The sequence below is a fragment of the Stenotrophomonas sp. SMYL89 genome, from assembly GCF_036319985.1.
Classification (GTDB): Bacteria; Pseudomonadota; Gammaproteobacteria; order Xanthomonadales; family Xanthomonadaceae; genus Stenotrophomonas; species Stenotrophomonas maltophilia_Q.
In genome coordinates, this window is sequence record NZ_JAWIRW010000001.1 from 399,888 (window position 1) to 419,005 (window position 19,118).

Below are 19,118 nucleotides of genomic sequence, written 5' to 3' on the forward strand. Positions count from 1 at the left end.
TCCTGCCGGTTACAGGCCCAGTGCCTTGGCCTTGAGCGCGTCGTAGTCACTCTGGGTGATCAGGCCCAGGTCCAGCATTTCCTTCGCCTTCTTCAGCTTGGCGACCGGGTCGTCCGCAGCCGGGGCCACCGGCTGCTGCATGCCGCCGACACCGAACATGCCAGATGCCATGCCGACTCCGACCAGGCCTGCCGCGCCGCCATTCTCGCCTGCCGACTGGATGCCCTGGGCAACACTGGCCTGCAGGTTGGAGTTGCCACGCGCACCGGACAGCGCATCGGCGCGCTGCACGGTTTTCAGCAGTTCGCGGGTGTTGGCGTCGTATTCGATCGAGACGATGGCGGTCTTGACGATGGCCAGGCCGCGGTCCGACTTCCACTGGTAGCCCTGTTCAACCGCGGCCGACAGGCTCTGCGCGAAGCCCAGCGAGTCCTGCTGCAGCTTGGTGATGCGGTTGCCCTTGCCCGGGTCGTTGGTGTACAGGCTGAAGGCCGGGGCCAGCGAACCGACCACTTCATTGAACAGTTGGTTGGCGGCGGCATTGTCCAGATCAGTGAAGTCGAACACCTGGCCGGGCCGCAGGTAGCTGGCCGGCACGAAGTTCTTCACGAACAGGATCGGGTCGACAATCTTCAGCGTGTACGAGCCACGGGTGACCGCGCCGACCTGGGTGTTGAGGAAGCCGTCGTCCCAGTAGATTTCCGACTGGGTGCCGAAGCGGTTGTCGGGCAGCTCCTTCAGCGAGACGAAGTAGGCGGCCTGCTGCGAGCCGGGCTGGCCGCCGAACTTGAAGCGTTCCCAGCTCTGCTTGATGAAGGTGCTGACCAGGCCGTCGCCGGCGAAGATCGACTGCGAGTTCAGATCGTCCGAGCGCCACTCATAGCCACCCGGTTCGGCGACGAACGCAGTGATCGCGCCGTCCTGGAACAGCAGCAGGCCGTAGCCTTCGGGCACGATGATCTTCGAGCCGTTGGTGATGATGTTGGACGAGCCGCTGGTGTTGGAGCCGCGTCCGGCATTGGTGCCCTGCGGCACCGCCGCGAACAGGGCCGCCGTGGACGGCAGGCCCGCCGGCACGGTGTAGAAGTCCTTCCACTGGTCGGCCAGAACACCGCCAACCGCACCCTTCACCGCCTGTACCAGACCCATGTCCAACTCCCTGTGATTCGAGGGCAGGCACCGTGCCTGCCGAGCTGGACTGAATATAGCAGCGGTGGGGGGCGGCAGTGGTGCCGGAACATGAATCCGGATCAGCGCCGGCCCGTGCCGGTTGGCCCGGCCCGTACAACCTGCAGCACGGCCGCCATGTCCAGCGCCCCCGACCCGGACGCCAGTGCCTGTGCAAACAGCGCGTCGCTGGCGTCGATCAAGGGCGCATGCATGCCGACCTCATGGGCGGCAGCGGCTACCAGCCCACTGTTCTTGCGCACGTCGGTGATCGACGCCTGCACGCTGAAGTCGCCACGGACCATCTTGTCCAGCTTGATGCGTGATACTTCGCTGGCCATCGGCCCTGCGTTGAGCACCTGCGCGAAGCGGTCCAGCTCGACGCCGTGGGCTTCGGCGAAGTGCACCGCTTCGGCCAGGCCGGTGACCAGGGTGATCAGGTACAGGTTCACCGCCAGTTTCATGCGCAGCGCGGACGGCACTGCACCACAGCACACCGTTTGCCTGCCCATCGGTGCAACCAGTGGGGCGGCTGCCGCGAGGTCGGCATCCGCACCGGCCAGCAGGATCACCAGCTGCGCCGCTTCGGCCTGTACGCGTGAGCCGGACACCGGCGCCTCGACGTAGCGGCCGCCCGCGGCACGGATCTGCTCGGCCAGCGCCTGCGAGTACGCTGCCGAGCTGGTGCCCATGTTGATCAGCAGGCGGCCCTCGACCCGCTCGCCGAACGCCGCGCTATGGCGGTCGAGCACGCTGTCGATGGCATCGTCGTTGGCCAGCATCAGGATGAGGTGGTCGCAGGCCGCGAATACTTCGTCCACTGCCTCGCAGACGTCGATGCCGGCGGCGCGCGCGGCAGCATGGTTGCGGTCTGAGCGCGACCAGCCGCGTACCTCGTAACCTGCGCGAGCCAGATGGGCCGCCATGGGCGTTCCCATCACTCCAAGTCCCAGGAATCCGATGCGCATGATGGACGTCCGCTGGCCGCAGGGCGCCCATCATGCCATGGGCAGTGGCCGCTAGAGCATGTACGGAATCTTGAACGCCAAGGTGAAGTCCGGCGCATCCGGGGTCAGCCCGATGCCCAGCAGGGTGACCAGCGTGGTATGCTGGTTCAGCGCGTAGGTCACGCCCAGATTCAGTGACGCCGCGTTGGCGTCGCTGCCGATCACCTTCGTCCACTTGCCGCCCTGGAAGCGGGTCGAGGCACGGGCGCTGATGCGGTCGCTGAAGGACAGGCTGAGGCTGGTGCGTTCATTGAACGCAAAGGCAACTCCGGCACCGAAGTACACCGAGCCGCCCAGCTTCACATCACCCGGGTTCACGGTATCCGGATTGCTGTCGATATCGTTGAACCCGCGCGGGATGGAGTGCACGTAGCCGATGTTGGCGAACAGGATCGCCGGATCAGCGGTCTTGACCATCGAGAGGCCCAGGTTGGCCTGCCATACGCCGTTGCCCGTGGGCTGTTCGCGCGGCACGGCGAAGCGGATGTAGTCGTCGTCATCACGCTCGATCACCTTCCAGTCCAGGCCGTAGGGCGCGCGACCGGTGGGCGCGGTCACGCCTGCCGTCAGTACCGTCTCGGGCCGCCAGCCACGTTCCCCGAACAGCCGGTAGTTGGCGCTCAGGCCGATATCGCCCAGGCCGTTGCCATTGGTCTCTTCCTGTGCAATGGCAGCAGCTGCGCCGCCCGCCCCACCTTTCTGGTAAACCGTGCGCCGTGCGAGGTAGGGCACGTCCAGGTTGAGGGTGAGGTTCGGGCTGACGCCCCAGCGCGCAGCCAGGTTGTAGGTGAGGGAATCGGACTCCACGTTCTCGATGGCGATATTGCCGAGGAAGATCGCGTCCAGTGCGAGGAAGCCGTTGAGGGTGAGCTGCTTGCGGTCGTAGCGGGCGTAGCTGAGGCTGTTTTCGACGGTGAAGCGGCGGGAAAACAGGGCCGATTGCTGCTGCTTCACATCATCCACGCTGCGTCGCGACTCCTGCTTCGCCTGCTGCGCCTCGGCCGCCGTGCTGGCGTAGCCTTCGCTGCGTGGTGGAACGGCTGCACCTGCACCGGCCTGTAGTGCCGTGCCGCGCTCTACTGCCGTTGCCGGAGCAGTTGCGACTGCCGGATCCATTGGTCCAACCCGGCCACTCAATCGCGCCTGCATGGCCTGCACCTGCATGTCCAGTTCGCGCAATCGTCGAACCTCCTGGGCGTAGTTGCTTTTGAGCTGCTCCAGCTGGTTGGCCAAGGCCTGTACATCCGCATTGTCGTCGGCCGCCGCCGGAGGTGCGGCGAGGGCGGTGCCCGCCAGCGCCGCCAGCGCCACCGGGGTGATCCTCAGTAGGGTGTGCATGTTCGTGTCCTGCGTTGTGGAACGCGTCCCCCAATGCCGCGCCGTGTTACTGGCCCGGCCCCATGCCGCGGTTCAGCGCGATTGCCTGGGCCACGTTCTGGCTCAACGGCAGGTTGCCGCCCGCGGTGTTCCTCACCATTTCCAGCCGCAGCTGGTTGCTGGCTGCCTGGCCGTCACCGGCCAGGGCGATGCCCTGGCCGACGCTGCCATTGCGTATCCATTGCTGCACCAGCCCCTGGCCGTCCACCTGCAGCATCAGGCGTGCCTGGTTGCCGTCCAGCACGGCACTGGCACGGATGCCGGCCTGCTGTGCGCTGGCCGCATGAGCGCCGTCGGATGTCGCCACGGGCACGGCACCGTCACGCACCACCAGCGTGGTGGCGTTGCGTGCGACGTTGCCATCGCCGGCCACCTGCACGCTCTGCACCAGCCCACTGGCGTTGGCCAGGCCGCTGCTGTCGATGCTGCGGCCGTGCGTGTCCGGCAACGGGGGGTCGGCGGCGGTCACATGCACGCTGGGCTGGAAGCTCAGCTTCGGGGGGCCGCCGCCGCGGAAGTCCATGCCCAGCGTCAGCGCGCCCTGCAGCGCGGCGCCGTTGCCGGCCTGCCATTGCGAGACCATGGTTACCCCGAACCAGGCCACGGTGTTTCCACCCACGGTGTAGCGGCCACGCATCAGGTTCAGTTCGGGATCCGGAATCTCTTTCAGGCCGCGTCCTGGCGCGCCCTCGGCTGCAAGCAGGGGCAGGGCAGGGCTTGCCAGCAGCAGGACCATCAACAAGGGGCGGCGGAACATGGCGAGGCCTCCTTCAGAACAGGTCGGCATGGCTGAAGCCGAAGTCGACCAGCTCGGCATCGGTGATCGGCCCCTGTCGCGCGAAGAGCGCGCGGGCACTGGGCCGTTCGTTGGGTTGCAGCAATACCGTGTTGCGATCGAAATCACTGCCGATCACCACGAACACGGCACGTGAGGGCCAGGCGGCCAGAAACTCCGGCAGGGCCAGGCTGCGGTTGCCGAGGATCGGGTCTGCCACTTCCACGATGCCCTCACGGACCTGCTTGAGCACCACGAAATGGCGGAAGCCGCGCACGTCCATCAGTACCAGGCCGGGAACGCGCAGTGTGCGCAGGCGTTGTTCGTCGATGCGGTAGCCGCGCCCACGCATGCCCAGTGACTCCACGTAGCGCTTGATGTCGAGCAGCGAAAAGCCGCGTTCGGCGACCAGCGCCGGATCGGATACCCCCATCATCCCTTCGATGACCGTCGCCTCGTCGGTGTCCAGGTGGTAGGCGTGGCGCAGGATGGTCGCCAGCGCCGCAGCCCCGCAGCTGTAGTCGGTGTGCTGGCGTACCACGTTGCGGTAGCGCCGCTCCTGCATGCTCTCCACCGTCTGCTGCAGCAGCGCGCCATTGGGCAGCACGCCACTGAAGCGCACGTCGCCCGCCCACGCAGATGCAGTGGCCAGCAGCAACAGGCACGAGAGCAGGCGCATCGAAAGACGGCAACGGATCATCACGGTCTCCGGCGGCAGGGGGGAGCCCCTGTCCCAAGGGGGAGGAGGAACAGGGGCTCCCGGGAACCCGGCCATTGGCGGACGGCCGGGGTGTTGCGCTTACTCGCCGCTGCCGCCACCACCGCCGGTGCTGGGCTGGGCGACTGCCAAGGCAAGGCTGTTGGCCTGCAGGTTGCCGGTGCCGGACGCCACGTTCACGCCGATGTTGCCGGAGGCGCCGGAGAAGGCGCTGCCCGACAATGCCGAAGTGTTGGTGGCGTTGACGTTCACCCAGCGCGTGGTGCTGACCGTGCCGCTGAGGCTGGCATACAGGTCGGCCACGCCCAGTTCGACGAACTGGCTGGTGCCACTCTCACGCGTATCGAAGCCCAGGCCGCCCACCCCCGGCCGGTTGGGGTTCATCGTGGCGTTCTGGATCTGGTTGTCCAGGTCGATGTGGCCGGTGCTGTTGCCACTCGGGTGCGGCAGTTCGCCATTCCAGGTGTCCAGATAGTAGTTCGCCATCTGGTAGGCGTTGCCGGTGCCGCGGTAGGTGCCCGCGCCATAGGCCAGGGTCAGGCCGCTGACACCGCCACGCATGCCGACCTGCACGGTATCCGTGTAGGACTGCACGAAGCCGGCGTTGCTGACCGTGTTGCCGGTGGAGACCTGGTTCGAACTGATGCTCGACTGCGCCACCGCCGTGGTTGCTACCGAGGCCGCGAGCGCGTTCTTCTGCTCGTTGTTGTTGCCCGAAGCGATGTTCACGCCGATATTGCCGGACGCGCCGCCGAAGGCATTGCCGCCCAGGCCTGCGGCGTTGGTGACGCCGGAGTTCATGGTGGCGTTGCCGAAGCCAGCCTGGTTGACGAACACCTCGGCGTCGGCCATGCCGAAGCTGAAGGATGCATCGGCAGCGGACAGCGACGCGGCGTTGTCCTGCGCGTTGTTGTCGCCCGATACCACGTTGAAGCCGAGATTGCCCGATGCACCGGCACCGACGCTGTCACCGATGGAGGCGCTGTTGGTGACCAGGCTGTTGCTGGTGGCGTTGTTGCTGATCGACTGGCGATTGTCGATCACGGCGATGGCGGCCGAGTCGAGGTCGATGTCACCGGTGATGTTCGGGTCGCCGGAGAAGTTGATGTCGGTACTCAACCGCAGGTCCTTCTCCAGGTTCACGTCGACGCCGTGGTTGTTCTTTTCCTTGCGTTCGTCGGCCTGGATGTTGCTGTGCTTCTGCACATTGACGTTGACGGTGCGGTTGCGCACATCGTTGTCGGTGTGGTTGTGCGTGTCGTTGCGGGTTTCGCTGACGGTATGGTTGTGGTTGATGTTCGCGTTGGCGTTCTGGTTGTCCCAGCCATTGGCCGCGGCGGCGGTCGAGGCAGTGGCAATCGCCATGGCGAGCATGGTCTGTTTGACGGTCGCTTTCATGGTGCCCTCTCTCTCATCAGGTGGTGCATCGGTTGGGTGGTTGTCACGGGCGGTCCTGCACGACCAGGCCCAGTACGTTGGCCGTGTCGTTGCCGCTGCCCGCTATCTGATTGAGTTGCAGGACCCCGTCGAATCCCCGTAGCGCGGTGCTGGCCACACCAACGCTACGGGTGCCCGTCGCAACGCCGCGACCGGCGTCGTCCCGCCCCCCTGCCAACGCGGAACCTTCGGCGGCCAAGGCCAAGTCGTCGGTTTCGCGTATGCCCTGTCGGGCCAGCGTCGCGCTGACGACGTTGAGCGTCGTGTTGGCGATGCCACTGGCCTGGTTGATGGATGCGATGCCGCTGGCACCCGCAAGTGCATCGCCGTCGATACCGGCGCGTGCGTGCAATGGCGCCGACAGCACCCGGTTGCCAGGCAGCAGTTGCTGGGCGCTGATCGCCACATCGGCGCGCTCGCCGGTGGCGATGCCGCGCAGGTTGGCCTGCTGGTTGAGGTCACCGGCGGCCTGGTTCACCGCGATCGCGCCATTGGCATCGGCCAATGCGCGGCCGTCGATACGGGCTACATCCAGATAGGCAAGCATGCCGCTGTACTCGTCGCAGTGCGCAAGCGACGGCGCCATCGCCAGCATCAGCAGCGGCAGGCAAGGGCGTTTCACTTGCCACCTGCCGGGGCCGGACCCTGCAGCGGGAACTGGGCGAGGGCGCCGCGCACCGTATCGCCAATGCCGCGTGTGCTGTTGCCCACCGCGCCCAGCGGACCGCTCATGGCGCCGCCGAGGCTGCTGCCGGCCATGCCGTCGCTGCTGCGGCCGAGCGTGCCACCAAGGGCCTGCTGCGTGACGCGCTCGACCGTCGTCCCCCCCGGCGCCGAAGCCGGAGCGGCGTGCCCTGCACCCATGCCTGCATAGTCCTCGTCGCTCAGCTCGTCCATTGCGCCGCTACCGGCGCGGGTGCCAAGCGCGGCGGCGATCTCGCGCTGAGGCTTTGGATCGGCAATCAGCGCCATGCCCGGTGGCGCCATCCGGTAGGCGGGGCGCGCCGACACATCGCGCAACAGGACGATTTCGCCCGGTTGTGCCTTCACTGCTTGGCGCGCGCCGGAACCGGCTGCGTTCATGGCGACCGACAACAGGGCCAGCGCCAGGGGTGCCGCCAGGTCACGAATGAGGGTGGTGCCGTCCATGCCGAGCTTCCGCGGTGGGTGCGGCGGAACTACGCATCAACCGTGCCAAGTGCCGGAGGCCCGTGCCGCAACCGGCGGCCGGGGTGCGGCGCGGCCGGGTGGCGCTAGGGCGTTACAACGGCGTCGGGAAATTGTGGGGATTGCGCAGCCCGCAGCTGCCACAGGGCAAGGCGGATGCCCGACTGTCGCATTGTTGTTACAGGTGACATCGCCGACTGCAACGGTGCCGCTTCAGCCGGTGATTTCTTGACGCGCTGCTCATTGCGCTGCCGTTTAGCGCAGCGCTAGCATCCGCCCATCAAAGGCCGCCCCGGTGGCCGAAGAAGTCCCGGCGGGGGGCGGCACGCCGGTGATTGCCTGACAGTCCGCCGACGGTGTCCGGATGCTGGGGGAAGCATGGCGGCGGTCCCGGAGGCTTCAACATCGCGCTGCGTACTCTGGTTCGGCGAACCGCTGGCAGGCGAGCGCAGCGCGCTGGCGGCCGCAGGCTGGTATGTACGCAGCATCCATCCCGATCCCGGCATGGCCATTGGCCTGCGTGGACGCGATCGACTGCTCGCCGTCGTCGATCTACGCCATATGGACGGGCCGGCGCTGCAGCTGCTGATGCCGTGGATCGAACAGCACCAGCATCTGCCCTGGCTGGCAGTGCTGCCGCCCGGCGCAGGGGCCACGCCAACGGCATGGCTGCCGCTGCTGCGGTTCTGCCTGGCGCGCTTCACGCTCCCGTTCGGCCTGCAGGACCTGGTCAGTGCGATGCGCCAGCAGTTCGATGCGGATGAACCCTCTGCTGATGGCGCGTGCAACGGGCAGGGGCCGCGCGCATTGATCGGCGAGAGCCCCGCACTGCATGCCGTGCGCACTGTGCTGCACAAGTTCGCTCCGGTGGAACTGCCGGTGCTGGTCACCGGTGAAACCGGCACCGGCAAGGAGTTGGCCGCGCACGCGCTGCATGCGTTGTCCGGGCGCGCGGGCAGGCCATTCATCGCCGTCAATTGCGGTGCGATCCCGGCCAACCTCGTGCAGTCGGAGTTGTTCGGGCATGAGCGCGGCTCGTTCACCGGTGCCGACAAGCGCCAGATCGGCGTGTTTGAAACGGCCCAGGGCGGCACCGTATTCCTCGATGAGGTGGGCGACCTGCCGGCGGAGGCCCAGACCAGCCTGCTGCGGGTGCTTCAGGAAGGCACCTTCGAGCGGGTCGGCAGCAGCCAGCCGTTGCGCGCCGACGTGCGGGTGCTTGCCGCAACCCACGTCGAGCTGGAGCACGCCGTGGCCCATGGCCGTTTCCGCAGTGATCTCTACTACCGCCTCAACGTGCTGCGGCTGCTGATGCCGCCGCTGCGCGAACGTGGTGCCGATGTGCAGCTGCTGGCCGAGCACTTCCTGCGCTGCTTCCGGTTGCGCCACACGGTGCGCGCACGCGGCTTTTCGCCGGCGGCGATCCAGGCGATGCGCCGCTTCGACTGGCCGGGCAATGTCCGCGAGCTGCTCAACCGGGTGCAGCGCGCTGCGATCATGGCCGAAGGGGAACTGATCAGCGAGCGTGACCTGGAACTGGGCGCGCCTGTGCCGGCCCCGCCCGGTGCGATGCTGCACGATGCGCGTGGCCAGGCCGAACGTGATGTGTTGCTTCAGACCCTGCGCCAGACCGGCTACAACGTCTCCGAATGCGCGCGCCAGATGCAGATTTCGCGGGTGACGGTGTACCGGCTTTGCCGCAAGCACCGCCTGGAGCTGCCCGCGCAGCGCTGAGCCGGGTTGACGCAGGCTGACGCTCCGCGCACGCTTCGGCAAGCGCCCTCCCGTGCTGCCGTGCTTGAGATGAGCCAGAGCCCCGAACTGCTGCGACGCCTGCTACGCGCCAAGGACCGGATGGACCGGACCAGCCATGAGGATTGGCCGGTGGCCCGCCTTGCGGAGGTCAGCGCAGTGTCGCCTGCGCACTTCGCGCGGTCGTTCAAGCAGGCATTCGGGCTGCCGCCGCACCGCTACCTGCTCAGCCGCCGCATCGAACGTGCGGTGGCGCTGCTGCGTGATACCGATCTGCCGGTCACCGAGATTGCCGCGCAGACCGGCTGGAGCAGTCTGGGCACCTTTGGCCGCATCTTCCGCGACATCACCGGCGACAGCCCGGGCAATGTGCGCGAGCGTGAGCGGGCCGGCCAGGCGACGCCGGCCTGCGTGCCGGAGTGCCACGCACGTGCCGCGCAGCGACCGGACCTGAACATCGCAGTTTTGGAGAAGCGGCGCCGTGAGGCGGTTGCTAACGTGGATCCCACCTGAGGGAGGTCCCATGACAAACACTGTGAACACGGTCGGCCTGTATGTGCGCGACCAGGATGAAGCACTCGCGTTCTATGTCGGCACGCTCGGCTTTGAAGTGCACACCGACGTGCGCAATGGCAGCTACCGCTGGCTGACGGTACGCAGCCCGGGCCAGGACGGATTCCAGCTGGGCCTGTTCGTGCCCGGTCCGCCCACACTCGATGCGGCCACCGCGCAGGCGCTGCAGCAGCTGGTGGCCAAGGGCGCAATGCCGCCGCTGGTACTGGCCGTGGACGACTGCCAGGCGTGCTACGCGCAATGGCTGGCGCAGGGCGTGGAGTTCACGCAGGAGCCGGTCGAACGCTACGGCGCCGTCGATGCCGGATTCCGTGACCCGTCCGGCAATGGCTGGAAGATGATCGAAGCCCGCTCCGAAGCGAGGCGCCGGCAATGAGCCGCGGTGGCTGGGCACGGCCCGTGCACCGCTGGACCTCGATCGTGTTCACCCTGGCGGTGATCGCCAACTTCGTCGCACGCGGGCTGGGGCAGGGCGAGCCGGCGGCGTGGATCACCTATTCGCCGTTGCCGCCCTTGTTCCTGCAGCTGTTCACCGGGTTGTACCTGTTCGCGCTGCACTACAGTGGCAGGCGCCGCAACGCCGGGCAGGGCGCTGCGGCTTGACGCAGGGTCAGGCGGCAGCGTCGGCGGCGTAGGCCGCCAACAGCGCCGGAAGATCCTCCATGCGCTGGAAGATCACCTGCGCACCGGCCGCACGCAGTGCCTCGGGCGTGCTGTGGTGCGGGCCGCCTTCGCTGAAGCCGAACACGGTGGCACCGGCAGCGACACCGGCGGTTGCGCCGGTCACGGTGTCTTCGATGACCGCGCAGCGCTTCGGGTCCACGCCCAGTGCCGCGGCCGCCGCCAGGTAGACATCCGGGTGCGGCTTGGTGTTCGCCATGTCCTGGCCGCTGTAGACGTGCTCGCCGAAGGCATCGAGGATGCCGACCTTGCCAAGCTGCAGCTGCACCTTGTGCAGATCGGCGCCGGACGCGCAGGCAATCCGCCCGCCGGTTGCCGCTGCGATCGCGCGTACTGCCTCCGGTGCGCCCTGGATCGCCTGCAGGTCACGCTCCAGCGCAACGTTGCGCTGCAGGCGGAATTCCTCCAGCCACTCCTCGGTAAACGGCTTGCCGGTGCGTTCTTCGATCAGCCCGGCCAGGTGGGCCACGGACTGGCCAAGGAAGACTTCGCCCGCCTGCGCCGGAGTCAACGGCCAGCCGCGTTCGGTCAGCATCTCGGAGAGGACGCGGGCCACCAGCGGCTCGGAATCAACCAATACGCCGTCGCAGTCGAACAGCACGGCATCGAAGGGAAAGCGGGACATCTACAGCTCCAGGGGGCAATGAGGTGGTGCAATTGCCCGCCATTTTCCCACAGCCATCCTTGCGTGGCACCCGGACCGGGTGCCACCCATTCCCGGCAGGCCGGTCAGCCCAGATCACACCCCGCCGGTTGCGGCCAGGTGGTGGCCGGCAGCATGTTCTTCAGCGATGCCGGGGCGTTGATCGCCACGTAGCTGGCACCCAGCAGTTCCTCCAGATCGGCGATGGTGACCAGGTAGCTGTCCAGGCTGCCGAGGTTCGCTTCGTTGGGGATGATCCAGCTGATCGCCTTGGCGGTACCGGTATTCGGGTCGCGGGTGATGATGGTCTTCCAGAAGAATTCCGGGGTCGGGATGCCGTGGCTGGAAAGGAAGTAGTCGTTGGAGGCGTCGCCGTAGACCACGCCGCCGTAAACGTCCACCGGCGCGATGTCGCGATAGCACTCGGCCACGTTCTCGGCCTTCACCCAGATGCCCTGGTTGAAGCTGGAGACCTGCGGGACGATGTTGGTCATGTAGTTGGCGCGGCGGATGTAGGTCGCGTTGTAATCCATGTGATTGGAGGTCACCAGATGGCCCCGGTCATAGCCGGACTTGATGCTGGCGTAGGAGGCGGTGCTGTTCTGCCCGAGGCAGCCGGCCGGCAGGTCCGGGTCCTTGTAGAAGCTGGACGGCCGCGCGGCCGAACCAGTGTCTGCGGTCAGGGTGTATTCGTAGCGGGTGGCGCTGTGGATGCCGCAGTCGTAGGTAAGCACGAAGCCGCCCTTGTTGAGGGTGACGACCTGGGCCTGGGCAGCGCCGGCGACGGCACTGAGGACGAACGCGAGGAAGAAGCTTGCAAGGCGCATTGCGGTTCTCCAGCAGAAGTTCAGGGCGCAGCCGTCCGCCTCGACCTGGCGGGGCGAGGTCATGGGGAGACGGTGCGGAGTCGGATGCAGCGGATTGCGGTGGGACGTGACCGCGTTGTTGGGTTGCGGAGGCCCTGCGGTGTCGTAAGCGTCACAAGCTGTCGTCTTTCGGTCAACGACGAAAAAGCGAAGCTGTGACAGCGCGCAAGCACTGGTGATGTGTCAGATCAGGCGGCGCGTGGGTGCAACCTACGCGTGCTAGGCGCAGGGATGCCCGTCGTTGCCTGGCTCAGGGCTGCGCAAGCAGCACGTAGTCACCACGGCGCGCCCCGGGTACGAGCGACCATCCGGGCTCAAGGCTCAGCTGCCATCCAGTGCCTTGCAGCAGTTCCCCTGATGCAGGTGCCTGGACGAACACGGCCTTCCAGTCGTTCTGCATCAACGCTCCGTCGGTGACCGTCAGCGTTCCCCATACGTCGCTGAGCTGCATCGTGGGATACACCGTGCCGCTGCCAGGCAGCGGCTGCATGTTGCTGGGGTCGAACTGGATGCGCATGCTGCGAAGATCCAGCCTTAGTACCGGCCCTGTGACGAAGCGGGCCCGGTTGCGCTCGAGCAGCGCAAGGCGCTGCTGGTCGCGCTGTACTTCCAGCCTGCGCAGTGCAGGCCCGCCATGACGCGCTGCGGCGATACGCAGTGCGGATTCGTCGGTAGATGGAGTGATACTCGCGTGCTCTGCCAGAAGTGTGCCGAGATCCCGGGCGTGGAGGCCGAGATCGCGATGCCATCCGGGCGAAACCTGGTCCAGCAGCAGGCCATAGGCCGGGCCGGTCGCGTAGGCAAACGAACGGACGAAGCTGCGATCACCAACATGGGCGCGAAGGTCATGAAGTGCAGCTTCGATGCGCGCAGCGTGGGTTGGATTGCCGACGAGAACGCCGGTGTACTCGGCCAGGCCCTCGTTCAACTCGAGCGCGGCCTCGTCTCGGGCGGCGGCTGGGAAGCGACGGTAACGCTCAGCACGGAACGCGAGCGCATCGTCCATCGCGTTGCGCTGTGCGCTGGGGTCTGTTGCGGACAGTGCGGCGGCAAGTGCACGCCATTCCAGCTGCAGCCAATAGCGTCCTTCCAGAGTGTCGAGGTGCTCATTGCCGCCTTCGGCCGGCGCTGCGATCGCCAGCGCGGGCTGCAGGCGATGGAACATCTCGTGGGCCAGCAGCGTGCGTCGCCGCCCTTCATCCTGTGGCAGCGGCCAGAGCAGCTGCGTCCAGCGCGTGCCGGACCAGTCGACAGCGGTGTTGGCGATGATCGCATCGGGTGGAAGCTGGCCGACGAAGACCTTTCCACGTGCCTGCAGGTTGCCCTGTGCATCTGCATGGGATGCCGTGACGCGTCGGCTGCTGCGGTCTACCAGCATCATCGGCCCACACAGTGACGCTCCCCAAAGTTGGCCGTTGTCGGCCTGGCACAGCATCTGCGCCTCCTCGAAGATCGCCTCGGCGGCCACGTCGGACAGCTCCGCCCCGTCCGCGGATACGGGACCGACGGTACCCAGCATCAGGGCGGCAAGCGGGAGCGTCCGGGACCTCATGGCATCCATCCATCCTTTGGGAGGCTCCGTCATAGCATTGGTGCAAAGCTCACGACAATGCAGCAAACGTCATGCTGCGTCGCAAGGTGCCAGCCACCATTCGCACTGGTACGGTCCAACCCGTTGCACCACCACCGACGGGGAGAGACGACGATGCGCAAGGTTCTGCTGCTGTTGATCCTGCTGACCGGGCTGGCGCCCACCGCCTGGGCGGCGACGGTCAAGACCACCCATCGCACCATTCCCAGCTGGGATGGAACGCCTCTCGGGGCCTTCGTCATCGAACCGCAGGACGCGAGCAATGGCCGCTACCCGCTGCTGGTGATGCCCAGCAGCTGGGCGGTGCCCAGCGTGGAGTACGTGGGGGTGGCACAGTCGTTGGCGCGCCGTGGCTACGTGGTGATCAGCTACAGCTCGCGTGGCTTCTGGGAATCGGGCGGCAGCATCGACATCGCCGGGCCGGCCACGGTCGAGGATGTCAGCGCCCTGATCGACTGGGCGCTGGACAACACCCGGGCCGATCCCACGCGTGTTGGCGTCTCGGGCATCTCGTACGGCGCCGGCACCAGCCTGCTGTCCGCAGCACGCGACCCGCGCATCAAAGCGGTGGCGGCACTGAGTGGCTGGGCCGATCTCCAGGCCTCGCTGTACAGCAACGACACCCCCAGCGCACAGGGCATCGCGCTGCTGGTGGCGGCTGGCCTGGCCACCGGCCGTCCGGGACCGGAGCTGACTACCATCAACCGCAATGTGCTGGTGGGCAACTACCAGGGTGCGGTGGACTCACTGTTGCCTGTGGCGGCGCAGCGCAGCCCCGGGGCCAGCATTGATGAGATCAACGCCAACCAGCCGGCGGTGTTCCTGGCCAACGCCTTCAACGACAGCCTGTTCCCCCCGGGCCAGCTGGTGGACTTCTTCAACCGCCTGAAGGGCCCCAAGCAGCTGCAGCTGCGCCATGGCGACCACGCGCTCAACGAAGCCTTCGGCGCACTGGGCATTCCCAACGAGGTCTATGACTCGGTTGGCGACTGGTTCGACCACTACCTCAAGGGTGAAGCCAATGGCATCGACCGGCAGCCTGCGGTGCAGCTGAAGTCGCAGAAGGGCAGCTGGAGCACGTATCCGAACTGGCAGGCGACCAATGCCGGCGCCATCAGCTATGCGCTTACCGCACCCAAAGGACTGCTGCTGCCCACCGGCGGCCTGGCCGAGAGCGGAAGCAGCACCGGCTGGAACTACCGTATCGGCAGTGGCCTGCTGACCGCCGCCAACTCGGGCGTGGCGATGGCCTCCGGCGCGCTGCAGATGATCAATCTGCCGCCAGGCGCCAATGTTCCGTTCGTGGGCCGAAACGCCGCCGGCGTCTGGCAAGGGCCGGTCCAATGGAGTGCACGTCGCCTGGACGGCGCGCCGGAGGTGCGCTTGACCGTCACGCCCAGCCGCGCCAACACCACGCTGTATGCCTACCTGTATGCGGAGGATGTGCTGGGCAACGGCCAGCTGATCAGCCATAAGCCCTACACGCTGCGCGGCGCCACGCCGGGCCAGCCGAAGACGTTGGACCTGCGCCTGGAAGCGAGCAGCTGGAACATTCCGGCTGGCAGCCGCCTGACCCTGGTGGTTGATACGGTGGATCTGCGCTACTCGGGCATCAGCCAGTTGGGAGGCACGGTGACCTTCAGCTCGCCAGCCAACGCACCTTCGGTGCTGAAGGTGCCGCTGCATTGAAGTGGTACCGCGCCGTATGAGTGCCGTGATACGGCGCGTGATCGCCAGGAGTGGGCTGTGAAGGTAGAGGTGGACTAGACTGAATCAAGTGCCGGTGACGGATCGCCGGCTCAGGAGATGACCGGATGGGCATGCCAACGCCTGCATCACATCCTGCGGCTCGCGGAGCGCTCAACCGCTGGTTGCTGACATTCGCCGCCATGTTCGCAGTGGCCGTGCTGACCTACCTCATCTCGGCACTGTTGCCGTTGGCCAGGCCACACGGAGCCTACGCAGGAATGGGGCTGATGATGCTGCTGCCGATCCTGCTGCTGTGCGCGGTGGTTGCTGTGCTGCTGGGTGCCACGGTGACGGCGGCGGTTGCCATGCGTGCTGGTGTGCGGCGGTTCGGTCTCATCCTGGTGCTGTTGTCCGGTGCATGCCTCAATGTTGTCAGCTTCTTCGCTGGTTACGACTCACCGTTGTTCGACCCGCTGGCGGTGTCCAGCGAGGAGTTGGCCGCCCAAGAGGCGAAGTTCGAAGCGATGGCAGCGCACCGTGCTCGTCTGGAACCTGCGATCGAGCAGGACGATCCAGCGCCCTTGCTGGCCGCCCTGGAAGAAAACGCGCCGACGCTGAGTCCCGCCAAGTTGCTCTGCCTGGTGCGGACCAATGTGATCGAAGGGAAGGGCAGCGAAGGGCTGCCTGCGGTCAGCGAGGCACGTCACCAGTTTCTCCAGGCCGTGGCGGAGGCCGCCTGGAGCAAGGCGCTACCGGGTACGGAACGCCGCGCGATCGGCCTGCTTGCGCTCGATGCGGCCCTGCGTCACGGCACGAGCCAGGACGTGGAGAAGTGGCTTGATCGGGGTGTCGATCCGCGCAACGTCGACTGGGCCAGGCAGGTCACCGCCTTCACTGAACCGGCTGGCATGTGCCGCACCTTCGAGCGCTGGCCGTTGAGCACGCTGGAATACAACGAACGCGATCCCGACCGCAAGCGCGACCTGCTGCTCAAGCATGGGGTGAATGCCCTGGCCAACCAGTAGCAGGCACGCGATCCTGCCGAGCAGGGCGCACCGGCAGTGCAGGCCTGAATCCAAACGGCCCCTTTGGTGCATCCAAGTACCGAAGCCCGCTATCCACGAGCATGCCCGGCCAGCGCGGGCTGTTGGGGCTGGGGATTGCCTGGTTGGTGTCCGTCTGGGCGCTGCTCGGGGACGCGTCGCACTGAGCTGGGGTGCAGCCGCCTCAACCGGCTTCCATCCTCGGATCATGCAGCACACGCAATCGCTTCTTGTTGATCTTGCCCACACTGGTCCGCTCGATCGAATCAACGAACCGGACCTGCTCGGGGATCGCAAAGCGCGAGACATCCCCCGAGCGGCTGCGTGCCGCAACCAGCTCGATGATCTCCGCTTCGGTCACCTCGCTGCCCGCCTGCCTGACCACCAGCGGCAACGGCCGCTCGCCCCATTTCGTGTCGCTGATGCCGATCACGGCGACCTCGCTGACGGCTGGATGCAGCGCGATGATGTCTTCCAGTGCAAGCGAGGAAATCCACTCGCCGCCGGTCTTGATCACGTCCTTGATGCGGTCGGTCACGCGCAGGTAGCCGCCCTCATCGATGTTGCCGATGTCACCGGTATGCAGGTAGCCGCCGGCCCACAGCGACGCCGAGGCCTCCGGATCATGCAGGTAGCCCTGGGTGAGCCAGGGTGCGCGCGCCACGACTTCCCCGGTGGCGATGCCGTCGTGGGCAACATCCGCCATGTCCGTATCGACGATGCGCAGGTCCACCAGCGGCACCGGCAGGCCGGCCTTGGTCCGCAGTGAGAGCACCTCATCGGCATCGGTCACGGTATCCACGTCGATCTGGGCGATGGTGAGCAACGGGCAGGTCTCGGACATGCCATAGCCGCCGAAGATGTCGATGCCCCGTGCCAGTGCACGCTGCGCGAGCGCGCGGGGCAGGGCGGCGCCGCCGATGATCACCTTCCAGCCCTGCAGATCGGCCTGCGCAGCGTCCGGGTGCTCCAGCAGCATGTGCAGGATGGTCGGCACGCAATGCGAGAAGGTCACCTTCTCGCGGGCGATCAGTGCCAGCAGGCTGGCGGGCAGGTACCGCCCCGGGTAGACCTGTTTGATGCCCATCAGCGTGGCCACGTAGGGCAGGCCCCACGCGTGCACGTGGAACATCGGGGTGATCGGCATGTAGACATCGTCGCGATGCAGGCGTCCCTGGCGGGGGGCGCTGCCAAGTGCGGCCATCGCCGACAGCGAATGCAACACCAGTTGCCGGTGGGTGAAATAGACACCCTTGGGCCGCCCGGTGGTTCCCGTGGTGTAGAACACCGTGGCACGGGAATTCTCGTCGAAGTCCGGGAAGCGGTTGAGCGGCATGGCCTGGCGCAACCCTGCTTCGTACTCGCCAACGAAGCCCGGTGGCAGTGCGCCACCCGCATCATCCAGCAGGATGCGCGTGTGCAGGTCGGGCAGCTGATCGCCGATGGCGTCCAGCAACGGCAGGAAGTCCCGGTTTGCCAGGATGACCCGTGCGCCGCTGTGGTTCAGCGTATACGCGATCTGCTCGGGCGCCAGGCGTACATTCACCATCATCAACACCGCGCCGATCATCGGTACCGCGAAGTAGGCCTCCAGGTAGCGGTTGCTGTCCCAGTCCATCACCGCCACGGTATCGCCGTGCTTCACGCCCAGCGAAGTCAGCAGGCCGGCCAGTTGCGCGATGCGTGCCTGCAGGGTGCGATAGTCGAAGCGGACATGCTCGCCGTAGACGATTTCCTGTTCCGGGCTTACCGCCAGCGGCATCAGCAACAGCTGCTTGATCAGCAGTGGATACGCATGGGCGTCGGAGGTCGAGGTGGATGACATGGGGGTTCCTTGTGGAGGGCGTGTCGGTCACTGGACGTCTCTACGCCACACTAGCCATCCTGCCGTCCTGCACCAGCGTACCTAGGTACCTGTGCCCAGCCGCGGGCGATTTGCTAATCTCGCCTGGACATGCCGACCCTGCTCATCGCCGACGACCATCCCTTGTTCCGCGCGGCGCTGCATCGCGCGGCCGAAGAGGCGGTCGCCGACCTGCAGATCCGCGAAGCCGATTCGCTGGACAGCGTGCTCGATGCGCTTGAGGGCCAGTCGATCGACCTGATGCTGCTGGACCTGCACATGCCGGGCAACCACGGGCTTGCAGGCCTGGCGACCATCCGTGCGCTGCAGCCGGGGCTGGCGATCATCATCGTATCGGCCAATGAGGAACCGCAGGTGATCCGGCGTGCCATCGACCTTGGCGCGGCCGGTTATCTGCCCAAGAGCTCGGGCCTGCACGAGCTGCAGGCGGCGCTGCAGTCGGTACTGGAGGGCGAACGCTGGATTCCGGCCCTTCTGCGTGAGCCGGTGGCGCGCGTGGCGCCGTTCAGCAGGGACGCCGACCTGGCCGCGCGGCTGGCCAGCCTTTCCGCTCACCAGTACAAGGTGCTGGGCCTGGTGGCCGAAGGGCTGCTCAACAAGCAGATTGCTGACCGGCTGGGTGTGCAGCTGCGCACGGTCAAGGCACACATGACGCGCATCATGGAGCGGCTGGGGGTACGCAACCGCGCGCAGGCCATCCGCGTACTGCACGAAATGGGACTGGCCGATCCCTCCCGGCAGATCGAAGAAGCGCCTGGGCCCTGATGG

At 66.7% G+C, this 19,118-nt stretch carries 19 protein-coding genes and 1 pseudogene; 7 read left to right on the plus strand and 13 right to left on the minus strand.

From position 1 onward, the window contains the following. Positions 1-9: 9 nt before the first annotated feature. The 9 genes and pseudogenes from V3B41_RS01855 to V3B41_RS01895 all read right to left on the minus strand — a co-directional run bounded on the left by V3B41_RS01855 (position 10) and on the right by V3B41_RS01895 (position 7,630). A complete protein-coding gene (locus V3B41_RS01855) occupies positions 10-1,149 on the minus strand; it encodes an SPFH domain-containing protein (protein WP_049430456.1) in 1,140 nt (379 codons plus the stop codon). Positions 1,150-1,250: 101 nt separating this feature from the next. After that, entirely contained in the window at positions 1,251-1,679 is a 429-nt protein-coding gene (locus V3B41_RS01860; protein ID WP_329859986.1) for an NAD-binding protein, read from the minus strand. Beyond that, positions 1,668-2,141: pseudogene (locus V3B41_RS01865) on the minus strand (NAD(P)-binding domain-containing protein); the annotation flags it as partial. The pseudogene V3B41_RS01865 and the gene V3B41_RS01860, both read right to left, overlap by 12 nt. Positions 2,142-2,186: 45 nt before the next feature. Beyond that, the gene (locus V3B41_RS01870; protein ID WP_197619245.1) at positions 2,187-3,512 is read right to left on the minus strand and encodes a transporter; all 1,326 of its coding nucleotides are present in this window, start codon (positions 3,510-3,512) and stop codon (positions 2,187-2,189) included. Positions 3,513-3,558: 46 nt separating this feature from the next. Continuing rightward, a complete protein-coding gene (locus V3B41_RS01875) occupies positions 3,559-4,308 on the minus strand; it encodes a hypothetical protein (RefSeq protein WP_329859827.1) in 750 nt (249 codons plus the stop codon). Between the two features lie 13 nt (positions 4,309-4,321). Continuing rightward, positions 4,322-5,026 (minus strand): C39 family peptidase, encoded by a 705-nt coding sequence (locus V3B41_RS01880; protein WP_049430449.1) that lies wholly within the window; start codon positions 5,024-5,026, stop codon positions 4,322-4,324. A 99-nt stretch (positions 5,027-5,125) separates the two neighbouring features. Beyond that, positions 5,126-6,442 carry a hypothetical protein gene (locus tag V3B41_RS01885; protein ID WP_049430446.1) on the minus strand — a complete coding sequence of 439 codons (1,317 nt, stop codon included), beginning with the start codon at positions 6,440-6,442 and terminating at the stop codon, positions 5,126-5,128. A 43-nt stretch (positions 6,443-6,485) separates the two neighbouring features. Continuing rightward, complete coding sequence (locus V3B41_RS01890) at positions 6,486-7,076, minus strand: hypothetical protein (protein WP_049430490.1); 591 nt, start codon at positions 7,074-7,076, stop codon at positions 6,486-6,488. A gap of 23 nt (positions 7,077-7,099) precedes the next feature. Then, the gene (locus V3B41_RS01895; RefSeq protein WP_049430444.1) at positions 7,100-7,630 is read right to left on the minus strand and encodes a hypothetical protein; all 531 of its coding nucleotides are present in this window, start codon (positions 7,628-7,630) and stop codon (positions 7,100-7,102) included. Between the two features lie 396 nt (positions 7,631-8,026). Here V3B41_RS01895 and V3B41_RS01900 point away from each other — a divergent pair, with 396 nt between their 5' ends. The 4 genes from V3B41_RS01900 (at position 8,027) to V3B41_RS01915 (ending at position 10,576) form a co-directional block, all read left to right on the plus strand. Then, positions 8,027-9,382, plus strand: a complete 1,356-nt coding sequence (locus V3B41_RS01900; protein ID WP_329859830.1) for a sigma-54 dependent transcriptional regulator — start codon at positions 8,027-8,029, stop codon at positions 9,380-9,382. A gap of 69 nt (positions 9,383-9,451) precedes the next feature. Beyond that, on the plus strand, positions 9,452-9,913 hold the full coding sequence (locus V3B41_RS01905) for an AraC family transcriptional regulator (RefSeq protein WP_329859832.1): 462 nt from the start codon (positions 9,452-9,454) through the stop codon (positions 9,911-9,913). Positions 9,914-9,923: 10 nt separating this feature from the next. Beyond that, positions 9,924-10,349: a VOC family protein gene (locus V3B41_RS01910; protein WP_329859834.1), complete on the plus strand. Its 426-nt coding sequence runs from the start codon at positions 9,924-9,926 to the stop codon at positions 10,347-10,349. Next, complete coding sequence (locus tag V3B41_RS01915; protein ID WP_329859836.1) at positions 10,346-10,576, plus strand: hypothetical protein; 231 nt, start codon at positions 10,346-10,348, stop codon at positions 10,574-10,576. Before V3B41_RS01910 ends, V3B41_RS01915 begins: the two co-directional genes overlap by 4 nt. A 7-nt stretch (positions 10,577-10,583) precedes the next feature. Here V3B41_RS01915 and V3B41_RS01920 read toward each other — a convergent pair whose 3' ends face one another. From V3B41_RS01920 to V3B41_RS01930, 3 genes are all read right to left on the minus strand, one after another. Then, positions 10,584-11,279, minus strand: coding sequence for an HAD family phosphatase (locus V3B41_RS01920; RefSeq protein WP_329859838.1), 696 nt, complete (start codon positions 11,277-11,279; stop codon positions 10,584-10,586). Between the two features lie 104 nt (positions 11,280-11,383). Then, the gene (locus V3B41_RS01925; RefSeq protein WP_329859840.1) at positions 11,384-12,124 is read right to left on the minus strand and encodes a DNA/RNA non-specific endonuclease; all 741 of its coding nucleotides are present in this window, start codon (positions 12,122-12,124) and stop codon (positions 11,384-11,386) included. 289 nt (positions 12,125-12,413) lie between these two features. Then, on the minus strand, positions 12,414-13,682 hold the full coding sequence (locus V3B41_RS01930; protein ID WP_329859842.1) for a hypothetical protein: 1,269 nt from the start codon (positions 13,680-13,682) through the stop codon (positions 12,414-12,416). 186 nt (positions 13,683-13,868) lie between these two features. On the opposite strand from V3B41_RS01930, the gene V3B41_RS01935 reads away from it, so the two are divergent. Both V3B41_RS01935 and V3B41_RS01940 read left to right on the plus strand, forming a co-directional pair. Beyond that, positions 13,869-15,443, plus strand: coding sequence for an alpha/beta fold hydrolase (locus tag V3B41_RS01935; protein ID WP_329859844.1), 1,575 nt, complete (start codon positions 13,869-13,871; stop codon positions 15,441-15,443). A gap of 287 nt (positions 15,444-15,730) precedes the next feature. Beyond that, entirely contained in the window at positions 15,731-16,468 is a 738-nt protein-coding gene (locus V3B41_RS01940; RefSeq protein WP_106548455.1) for a hypothetical protein, read from the plus strand. Between the two features lie 202 nt (positions 16,469-16,670). On the opposite strand, the gene V3B41_RS01945 is transcribed toward V3B41_RS01940, so the two are convergent. Then, the gene (locus V3B41_RS01945; protein WP_329859848.1) at positions 16,671-18,311 is read right to left on the minus strand and encodes a fatty acid--CoA ligase; all 1,641 of its coding nucleotides are present in this window, start codon (positions 18,309-18,311) and stop codon (positions 16,671-16,673) included. A gap of 129 nt (positions 18,312-18,440) precedes the next feature. Here V3B41_RS01945 and V3B41_RS01950 point away from each other — a divergent pair, with 129 nt between their 5' ends. Next, on the plus strand, positions 18,441-19,115 hold the full coding sequence (locus V3B41_RS01950) for a response regulator transcription factor (protein ID WP_106548457.1): 675 nt from the start codon (positions 18,441-18,443) through the stop codon (positions 19,113-19,115). The last annotated feature ends 3 nt before the right edge of the window (positions 19,116-19,118 follow it).